A 9,167-nucleotide genomic window follows, 5' to 3' on the forward strand; every position below is an offset into this window, starting at 1 on the left:
AGAGGTGATTAATGACAATTCCTTTGCTAGAGTATCCGCCCTCAACCCAAAATCAGCGGGTCGCTGGATATGAGGTGTCCGGAGATGAGCAGCCTAAACTATACACTACAGCTAATCTTCTCTCTCCATCGGAAATGGATGAATTGATTAGGGCAGCCTATGGTCAGATTTTTCATGAACAACAGATTCTCAAAAGCAACCGCCAAACTTTTTTAGAATCACAGCTGAGATTTGGTCAAATCACCGTGCGCGATTTCATTCGTGGTCTAGCAACATCTGAACCTTTTTGGCAGCGCAATTATCAGACCAACAACAACTACCGTTTTGTCCAGATGTGTGTACAACGCATCTTGGGGCGTGATGTCTACAGCGAGCGGGAGAAGTTAGCTTGGTCAATAGTGCTGGCTACTAATGGGTTACAAAACTTTATTGATACTCTGCTCGGTAGCGACGAGTATCTGGAAAACTTTGGTGATCACACCGTGCCTTATCAGCGGCGACGGATCATAGCCCAGCGTACTCAAGGGGATCTACCCTTTGCCCGGATGCCTCGTTATGGGGAAGACTATCGCACCCAACTGCAACAGCTAGGTTACTTCAAATACCAACCAATTGGTTTCAAAACCTATTATCCTCCTGCCTCAGTGCGCTTTGTAGCAGGAGTACTCACTAAGGCAGGGGCTGTAGTCTTACTTGGGGGAACAATGGCGATCGCCTTAGCCGCCTGGGGTATTATCAGCCTGTAGCTTTGAGTGTAGGTTTGATAAGAAATGTTACTAACCTGCTAACAGTTAGAGCAATTAGCAGGAGTGAACAGCTGACCTGTGTCTTGACCAGAAGGTCAGCAACCAAGAGGCTTCCAGCACCAATGTGGAGCAAATCCACAGGGTAGCAATGGCAAGCCAGTTCTGATCTGCCATTGCAATCAGACATCAAAAAATCTTAAACTCTTAACAAGATGTAACGAATAAAGGCTCGACATCATTGTATAAAAGTTACCTGAAGGGTAAATAGTGACAGGCGAAAGCCAACCAACCGGTTGACACACAGCATTCCTAGGTCTCTCACCAAAACGTGAAGTTTTGTAATTTTTCTTAACGATCCGTTTTGTTACCAAACTCATGGGACAAAGACTAGGACAAAGACCAAAAAAGAGAGATAGGAGTATTAGCTGTGGCTGGAGCATGTTCTATGCCTTTCCCGTTTCAAACTGCTTGATTCAGTTTGATTCAGTCTGAGTCTGTTTAACTGAAGCCCGTTTTGAAACAAAACCAACTAACCTAGGAGATTCCGTCAATGTTTGATGCGTTTACTAAGCTTGTTTCGCAGGCTGATGCCCAGGGTCAATACATTAGTGCTGACCAACTAAGTGCTCTTAGCGCTATGGTGAAGGACAGCAACAAGCGGATGGATGCAGTTAATCGCATTACCAGCAACTCTTCCACCATTGTGGCTAACGCGGCTCGCTCCCTGTTTGCTGAGCAACCCCAGTTGATCAATCCTGGTGGTAATGCCTACACCAGCCGTCGGATGGCTGCTTGCTTACGCGATATGGAAATTATCCTGCGCTATGTAACTTACGCCATTTTTGCTGGTGATGCTAGTGTGCTGGAAGACCGCTGCCTGAATGGTCTGCGGGAAACCTACCTAGCTCTGGGAACTCCTGGTGCTTCAGTGGCAGTGGGTGTAGAAAAGATGAAGGACGCTGCGATTGCGATCGCTAACGACTCCAATGGCATCACCCCTGGTGATTGCAGCTCTCTGATGGCTGAAATTTCCAGCTACTTCGATAAGGCAGCTGGTGCGGTTGCCTAAAAAACTGAAGGTTAGTAAAAGCTCATCGAAAATGTCGCAGAGTCTACCAAAAACTGTTATGATTTGTTAGACTTAAATTAGGGTAACACTGACAGGGATTATTATGTAACTTAAATTAAAGCCGAAAACCAAGGGTTTAATAGTTGCGCTCTCTATCCCGGTGGAACCAACTGTTTTGACATTTTTATGGCGCTTGCGGGATATTCCGTCAGAGCTTTGGGAGATACCCCCTGGATGCTATTGCATCTTGCATTGGCGAGCTAAGGTCTGCCTTTGGTAGACTTTGGTAGCTAAAAAGTATCGGCATATCACTTGCTGTCTAACAATCACAACTTCAAACGTTTTTGAAAACTTGACAAAATATTAGGGAGATACCTAGACAATGAAAACCCCGCTTACAGAAGCCGTCGCTGCTGCTGACGCTCAAGGTCGTTTTTTAAGTAATACAGAAATCCAGACTGCCTTCGGTCGATTCCAGCGGGCTACAGCTTGTTTAGAAGCGGCAAAAGCCTTGACTGCTAAAGCCTCAACCTTGACTGACGGTGCAGCCCAAGCGGTGTATAACAAATTCCCTTACACCACTACCATGCCTGGACCAAACTACGCATCTGACAATACAGGCAAGGCAAAATGCTCCCGTGATATCGGTTACTATCTGCGTATGGTTACTTACTGCCTAGTTGCTGGTGGTACCGGACCGATGGATGAGTACTTGATTGCTGGTTTAGCTGAAATCAACCGTACCTTCGAGCTGTCTCCGAGCTTGTACATCGAAGCCCTCAAGTACATCAAGGCTAACCATGGTCTAAGTGGTCAGCCTGCTAATGAGGCAAATAACTACATTGACTACGCTATTAACGCCTTGAGCTAATTGCTCTTTTGGCCCGGAAAGGTCAGCAGGTGTTAGCAAGAACTAGCGTCTGCTGACCTTTCCGGGCATTGTTTTGTCTATACAGTTTGTCTATAGCAAAGGGAGCAGGGAGCAGGGAGTAGGGAGCAGGGAGCAGGGAGTAGGGAATATGGCATCAAAAATGCTCACCATTGATTTAGGTACCCTATATCTACCAAGTAATCAGATCAATGATGAAGAATAAAGTAAGAAATTGGTAGGTTTTTTGAGGAGACAGGAGACAGGAGCGTGCGTAAAATGAAAATTAACAAGTTTAAATTAACAAGTTTAAATTAGCAAGTTAAAATGTTGCAGCCTAGTCTTGAGAATTATGTTGAGACTGATAACTCTGAGTCATTAACTGTAGAGCAAGCGATCGCAAATCTAAAAGGAAACGACCAGGGGCTTCGCTATTATGCAGCATGGTGGCTAGGAAAGTTCCGAGTCCGGGAACCACTGGCAATTGATGCCCTAATCGCTGCGCTAGAGGATCAGGACAACCAGACAGAATTAGGAGGATATCCTCTGCGCCGGAATGCTGCCAGGGCACTGGGCAAACTAGGAGACCATCGAGCTGTACCTGCGCTGATTAATTGTTTAGACTGCTCCGATTTTTATGTTAGGGAAGCAGCGGTACGATCTTTAGGGATGTTAGGGGATCGTGCCTGTATTCCCAAGCTGATCAAACTGCTAGACGGAGGTTTAGAAGCAGCCCAGCCTATACTCGGAAGTCCCCACCTCGCCCAACCCTACAATGCTGTCATCGAAGCCTTGGGGGAGCTTGGTGCCACCGAAGCCATTGACCTAATTGAAGTATTCCTAGAACATCCCAACGAGTTGGAACAGTATGCCGCCGCACGGGCGATGTACCAGCTAACTCAAAACCCTACTTATGCTGAACGTTTAATCAAAGCTTTGAAAGCTGATCAAGTGCTACTGAGGCGAGCAGCTCTTTCCGATCTCGGGGCAATTGGTTATTTACCAGCAGCCGATGCGATCGCTCAGACCTCGGCAGAAAATAATCTTAAGCTACTCGCCCTCAAAGGAATTTTAGAGCATCACTTAGAAAACCATCCTACTGATGGTTGCTACCTATCGGAGACTGCAATTAAAATTATAAACTTGATGGATGGTCTTCTATGAAGTGTGAAGTTTAAAGCATGAAGGATGAAGGATGAAGGATCAAGTTTCAAGAATCAAGGATCAAGTTTCAAATAATTTTATCTAATCATTTATCTAACAATTTTATCTAACCATTTATCTAACCATTACTCTGCCACTGGTGGGTTTTGGGTAGAGTCGATGCCTGGTATTAACCAGGGCACCTCTCTTTCAAATCCGTACGTGCGGCTTTCACCGCATACGGCTCCTAGGTATCACTGCTCCAATGTAATTGTTGATGACAACTTTGGTGGACAGCCATAAGGTTGTCTTTCTTCCAGTTATCATGATTTCTGTCGATGTGGTGGAGGTGAATCCTTTCCTCATCTGTGAATTTCAATCCACAATATCCACAGGAATGGTCTTGCCTTCTTAAAGCCTTGGAGGTAGCATTATCGTATAATTTGGAGTTCCGTTTACTCCAGTAGATTAAGTCCCCGTCGTATGGGGACTTAGTTCCCTTTACATTTACGTGTTGATTTTGTTCGTACCCTACAGCTGGAAAGGCTTTCTTGCATAACTCTTTAGCTTTGTACCGATTCACCTTCTTTTCCTTTCGGAATTTTCGGTTGGCGGTTTTGGCTATATACCAGAGATTATCTCGGAGACTGCTCATGTCACAGCTTTTATGGTAATTCCTCCATCCACGTACGATTGGTGCTAGTTTTTTGGCTTTAGTTTCGGCACCATAATTCGAGCTATTGACTACGGCTTTAATCTTCCTACGTATGTTCCGGTGGTTTTCCTCAGAGGGAATGCATCGGAATTTTCCGTTTTTCTGGACGCGAAATTTCCATCCTAGGAAGTCAAATCCGTTTGTCGTTTTGGTTAGTTTGGTCTTTGCTTGGTTAACTTCTAGGCCGCGTTGGGCTAAGAAGTTATTCACTTTTTCTAAAATTTTATCAGCATTGTCTTTTGGTTTGAGAATGAACACCATGTCATCCGCATAACGGATGCTGGGGTGTATATTCTCTATTCCGTCAAGCGCGATGTTGGCTAAAAGTGGACTGACCACCCCACCTTGGGGCGTTCCTTGCTCCGGGAATTCCGGATTGATGCCTGCTTTTAGACATCTGAATATCCCCATCTTCAGACCCGCAGGTGCTAGCAATCTATCCATAATGGAGCTGTGGGATATGCGGTCAAAACACTTTTTAATATCTAGTTCGATTATTCTCTTGTTGATACCGTTTTTGTTGGATGCCAGGTGAAGGAATAATCGTTTTTGTGCGTCTTGGGCACATCGACCTGTCCTGAATCCATAACTGTCGGCACTGAACGTTGCTTCATGGGCAGGTTCTAGAGCGAACTTTACTAGACATTGCCATGCTCTATCTTGGATAGTCGGTACTTTCAACATTCTCGTACCTCCGGAGACGAAACCTTAGAATAGGGCAGCCTTTATGGTTGGTCGGCTATGGGCAAAAGGGTCAAAACTTTATGATTAAGGCTGCCCTATTCTTGCGGTAACTTCTGACCATCTTTCTTAGGTATTGGGATTTCCCTTAACCCTTGGTGCATCCAATTTTCTGCACTGGAGCCTAGTATTTTAAGTACCTCAAACCGTTCTTTGTAGGTTAAAGATGCTTTTCCGTCTACTCCGGCGGTTCTTTTTCCTTGGTTGAGCTGTGTCACTTGTCGGATGGCCAGTAGTTGTGCTGAACGGGATTTCAGAATCAGTTTTTGCAGAGACCGAGCTTTCCTCAAGTCGCCAGCTTGAACTGCTTTATATACACGCTTTTGAAGGCGGAAAAGGTTTCTGCGGAGTTGTTTCCACTTTTGGCTTTTCCATAGGTCACTGTATTTCATACGTGTCTACCCATACTCTTTTAAGGTTTGTATATTCTGGATACCCGCCACCAGTTTTCGATGGCATCCTACCCGACAGTGGGGATTAGGCTTGGCATAGCTTACCGAAGTTACGACCGTTATTCAGACCCATTTTTGCTGTCGTTTTTACTCGTTCCATCTATCAGATTGTTCTGGGGATTTAGGGCAGTTCATTTTGCCTATTCCCTTCTCGGAGATTACAACTGTCAACCATAAAACGTTGTGAGAATAAAGGAATAAAGTCTCGCATTTTGTTTTCCAGATTGCGGCTTAGCTATCAGACACTTTTTTAGAACTTATTTGCCCAAGTCGCCTCCCCGTTAGCGGCAGTGTGGATAATCTGCTTTACCTCTGATTCCGCCCTGGTGCCAGCTTCACTCTATAGGTTGCCGCCTATTCGGTGTGGCCAAGGTAGGGAGTCACTTATCTCCTCAAGGGGTGGGTTTACACCACCATCCGAAGGATAGTTAGGATTTTTGGGATTATTCCCGCGAATCTCCCTAGTTTTACCCCTTCTGTTTCAGAAGGCTCTTCCTAGGAACGAGCCGCACAACCGTAATTAATCGGGATAATCCGGTATAAAACGGTCAAGGTTCATTTTATTGTTGCCTGAGTGAGGAGCGGTCATTCAGCAATTGGAGTTAAGCCTGCCGCTCATCTATCTAGGCGTTCCTGGCATCTCGACCAGGAGTTGCTTAAAAGCCCGAGTTTTAGTATGCTTACAGTCAAGCCAGCCAAGCTCAACCGCATCTAGTAGACTCAGTCCCATACCTTTCAAGTAACGCGCGGTACGACGCAATAACACTGCCTGCACCTCGGTTTTACTCATGTACCGGGTGATATATTAAACTAAGCCGAGGAGTCGCCTCCCTGACTCGTCTTCAGAACCGTACGTGACACTTTCGTATCATACGGCTCCTCATTACAGGAACCATTGACGTTGGTACCTCTACCATGGATTAGCATCTAGTTCCATAGTGGAATTATTTTTCTTTCCATGTTTAGCGTCATGACAATGTAGGTGCAATAATTCCAGATTTTTGTCTGAGTCTTTTCCACCTAGTGCTTTTGGTAATATATGGTGCTTTTCCATCAAATCTTTTTCTCTAAAGGTAAGACCACAGTGAGCACATTTCCCTTTTTGCCTTTTCAAAAGTCTTGCCTTTTGACTGGTCATTTCAGGATGTTTTCCCATTCTGGTACTCCAATATACTGAGTCTCCGTCATATGGACTTCTGGTTTCTTGGACTTTGACATGTCTTTTTATTTCCTTCCAGACATGTTTAGGGAGATAATCATCCCCGTCTTTGAATACCCATTTATTATTTCCAACAGTTCCCCAGTATTTATTGTTTACCCATGTTTTTGATTTCTTTGGATGTCTTCTGTATCCCCATCTTTGAAGTTTATTCCAGAGCAAGTTTCCTAAATCGTTGAAGGTTTCTTTACTACATACTGTGCTGTAATAGTTGCACCAACCTCGTATTTTAGGTTTAAGATGGCTTATGAGAGCCTTTTGTGGGGCAGCTTTATGTCGTTCTATGACGTCCGCTATTTCCCCGTAATGCTCTTGGACTTTTTCTTTAGATGGTTTGATGATGGTTTTGAAGCCTTGTTTTGAGTGATTTTTTCCCACCTTATATTGTTTGACGTTGAATCCTAAGAAATCAAACCCGTCCATTGTGTGGGAGATTTTTGTTTTACTTGGCTTTAATTCCAAACCCATGTCATTTAGCCAATCATTGATTACTTTTTGAAAATCCTCTATCACAGTTTGGTCTGGGTGCATGATGACGAAATCATCTGCATATCTAACTAGTCCAAGACCATTTTTATAATGTGTCTTTTTTTTCGGTACAGAGTTAGCGTGTTCCCAGATTCTATGTTCCATTCCGTGTAGGGCTATGTTGGCCAGAAGAGGAGAGATGACTCCTCCCTGTGGTGTGCCTTCTTTTGTAGGGGAAAATACTCTTTTATCCATCACACCGGCTTTTAGCCAGGACTTAATTAAACGTCTCATGGAAGGATAGGTATTGAGTTTTGTTAGTAAAGCATCGTGATTTATTTTATCGAAGCATTTTGCTATGTCAGCATCAAGAACCCATTTGGGTTTTTGTCTGATGTAGTTAAATATTGCTTCGATGGCGTCATGACATGAGCGTCCTGGTCTGAATCCATATGAGTTAGGTTCAAATTTAGCTTCCCATTCTGGTTCTAGTGCCAGTTTGGTTAGTGCCTGCAATGCGCGGTCATACATGGTAGGTATACTTAATGGGCGTTTTTCTAGCCGTCCTGGTTTGGGAATCCAAACCCGTCGGGTAGGTTTTGCCCTCAGGGATACATTAAGGGAGGCTACTAAGGTGGGGCGTTGTTCTGGTTTAAGAGACTTCACCTCGTCTATTCCAGCCGTATTTTTCCCTTTGTTTTCCTGGGTGACTCTACGTACCGCTATCATTTTTGCAGTCCAGGACTTCATCAGAGTCTTTTGTAGCTTTCTTACCGCACGGGTGTCACCACGTTGAGAGGCTCGAAATATTCGTTTTTGCAACTTGTATAAGGTTTTTTCTAGCTTTCGCCAATTTACCTTATTCCATTCCACCGTCTGGTTACCCAGAGTTTTAGACATGTTAATTGGTACTCACAACTATTTCTTTTCCTGTAACGTGAGTCCGTCTGCGTATCCTGGTTATTACCCCAGGCATTAGCTTCTGACTCAATCTTGCCCCCATATGACTTGCGGCTAACTACCTACTTGGAATATTCGACCTTTCCAAGAGTACATATGGCGGTTACTTCGTTCCTGATGACCATTGTTATAGACTTTTAGGGCGGTACTATTCACCGGGAATATTATTTGGGAATCATTAATTAAACAAGGAATTAATTAATCCTTTATTCCGCGACATTTTGTCTGTGGCGTATCAATCCATTTCGCCACGTGGTACTCACGATGATTCAGGTGTACCTTTCTCTCGTACCCATGAGTCTCTGCCTGCTACTAACTTCCCTTGGATTAGTTCCGCTTCGCTGTTCGACCCCTGCATTCATTTATGAACTTGTTAGTTTTCACAAATGGGGGTAGGGCTTTCACTCCGATTCCGGGAGGATTGGACTTTCACCAATATGGTCATCAAGTTGTCTAGGTTCTGTATTCCGACTTTATTGGTCGGAGCTCCTACCGGCTAATCCCCCAAAATCCCATAAGAGGTTTTGGTTTCTAGCCAACGAATCGCACCCTTATCCGTACCTCTGCTAAGAATATTTCTGGCAGCATTGTAGTCAGCCTGTGTTAGAGTCGATGTCCTCTATTATGGGGAGCACCTCTCCTTCAGAACCGAGCGTGAAGTCGGGTAAGGTTTGTAGATTACTCTACTCCCCTCCCCTAAGAACCGGACTTGACAGTTACCCATCATCCGGCTCAAGCCTTACTTCAAGCCTTCTGCTTGGTTTTCTTTTTGCCATGAAGAAGCTT

General features: G+C 44.5%; 9 protein-coding genes. 4 read left to right on the plus strand and 5 right to left on the minus strand.

Annotation, left to right across the window (positions count from 1 at the left end; translation table 11 throughout):
• Positions 1–11 precede the first annotated feature (11 nt).
• Positions 12–746, plus strand: a complete 735-nt coding sequence (locus F6K51_RS25655; RefSeq protein ID WP_293025450.1) for a phycobilisome rod-core linker polypeptide — start codon at positions 12–14, stop codon at positions 744–746.
• Here the strand turns inward: F6K51_RS25655 and F6K51_RS25660 are convergent.
• Positions 736–933: a hypothetical protein gene (locus F6K51_RS25660; protein WP_293025452.1), complete on the minus strand. Its 198-nt coding sequence runs from the start codon at positions 931–933 to the stop codon at positions 736–738. The genes F6K51_RS25655 and F6K51_RS25660 overlap by 11 nt on opposite strands.
• A 363-nt stretch (positions 934–1,296) precedes the next feature.
• Between F6K51_RS25660 and F6K51_RS25665 the strand changes: the two genes are divergently transcribed.
• The 3 genes from F6K51_RS25665 (at position 1,297) to F6K51_RS25675 (ending at position 3,847) form a co-directional block, all read left to right on the plus strand.
• On the plus strand, positions 1,297–1,815 hold the full coding sequence (locus F6K51_RS25665; protein ID WP_293025454.1) for a phycocyanin subunit beta: 519 nt from the start codon (positions 1,297–1,299) through the stop codon (positions 1,813–1,815).
• Between the two features lie 382 nt (positions 1,816–2,197).
• A complete protein-coding gene (cpcA, locus tag F6K51_RS25670; protein ID WP_293025455.1) occupies positions 2,198–2,686 on the plus strand; it encodes a phycocyanin subunit alpha in 489 nt (162 codons plus the stop codon).
• Positions 2,687–3,010: 324 nt separating this feature from the next.
• Positions 3,011–3,847: a HEAT repeat domain-containing protein gene (locus F6K51_RS25675; RefSeq protein WP_293025456.1), complete on the plus strand. Its 837-nt coding sequence runs from the start codon at positions 3,011–3,013 to the stop codon at positions 3,845–3,847.
• A gap of 226 nt (positions 3,848–4,073) precedes the next feature.
• Here F6K51_RS25675 and F6K51_RS25680 read toward each other — a convergent pair whose 3' ends face one another.
• From F6K51_RS25680 to ltrA, 4 genes are all read right to left on the minus strand, one after another.
• The gene (locus F6K51_RS25680) at positions 4,074–5,225 is read right to left on the minus strand and encodes a reverse transcriptase domain-containing protein (RefSeq protein ID WP_365940185.1); all 1,152 of its coding nucleotides are present in this window, start codon (positions 5,223–5,225) and stop codon (positions 4,074–4,076) included.
• Between the two features lie 95 nt (positions 5,226–5,320).
• Positions 5,321–5,674 (minus strand): reverse transcriptase N-terminal domain-containing protein, encoded by a 354-nt coding sequence (locus F6K51_RS25685; protein WP_365940187.1) that lies wholly within the window; start codon positions 5,672–5,674, stop codon positions 5,321–5,323.
• A gap of 679 nt (positions 5,675–6,353) precedes the next feature.
• Positions 6,354–6,524 carry a hypothetical protein gene (locus F6K51_RS25690; protein WP_229415378.1) on the minus strand — a complete coding sequence of 57 codons (171 nt, stop codon included), beginning with the start codon at positions 6,522–6,524 and terminating at the stop codon, positions 6,354–6,356.
• A gap of 120 nt (positions 6,525–6,644) precedes the next feature.
• Positions 6,645–8,321, minus strand: a complete 1,677-nt coding sequence (gene ltrA / locus F6K51_RS25695) for a group II intron reverse transcriptase/maturase (RefSeq protein WP_293025457.1) — start codon at positions 8,319–8,321, stop codon at positions 6,645–6,647.
• Positions 8,322–9,167 lie beyond the last annotated feature (846 nt).

The organism is Moorena sp. SIO3I8 (assembly GCF_010692325.1).
Lineage (GTDB): Bacteria > Cyanobacteriota > Cyanobacteriia > Cyanobacteriales > Coleofasciculaceae > Moorena.

Bases quoted from the DNA above. Each gene is read 5' to 3' on its own strand.
- ltrA (WP_293025457.1), bottom strand. From the start codon at position 8,321: ATGTCTAAAACTCTGGGTAACCAGACGGTGGAATGGAATAAGGTAAAT.
- F6K51_RS25665 (WP_293025454.1), top strand. From the start codon at position 1,297: ATGTTTGATGCGTTTACTAAGCTTGTTTCGCAGGCTGATGCCCAGGGT.
- F6K51_RS25655 (WP_293025450.1), top strand. From the start codon at position 12: ATGACAATTCCTTTGCTAGAGTATCCGCCCTCAACCCAAAATCAGCGG.
- F6K51_RS25660 (WP_293025452.1), bottom strand. From the start codon at position 933: ATGTCTGATTGCAATGGCAGATCAGAACTGGCTTGCCATTGCTACCCT.
- F6K51_RS25675 (WP_293025456.1), top strand. From the start codon at position 3,011: ATGTTGCAGCCTAGTCTTGAGAATTATGTTGAGACTGATAACTCTGAG.
- cpcA (WP_293025455.1), top strand. From the start codon at position 2,198: ATGAAAACCCCGCTTACAGAAGCCGTCGCTGCTGCTGACGCTCAAGGT.
- F6K51_RS25680 (WP_365940185.1), bottom strand. From the start codon at position 5,225: ATGTTGAAAGTACCGACTATCCAAGATAGAGCATGGCAATGTCTAGTA.
- F6K51_RS25690 (WP_229415378.1), bottom strand. From the start codon at position 6,524: ATGAGTAAAACCGAGGTGCAGGCAGTGTTATTGCGTCGTACCGCGCGT.
- F6K51_RS25685 (WP_365940187.1), bottom strand. From the start codon at position 5,674: ATGAAATACAGTGACCTATGGAAAAGCCAAAAGTGGAAACAACTCCGC.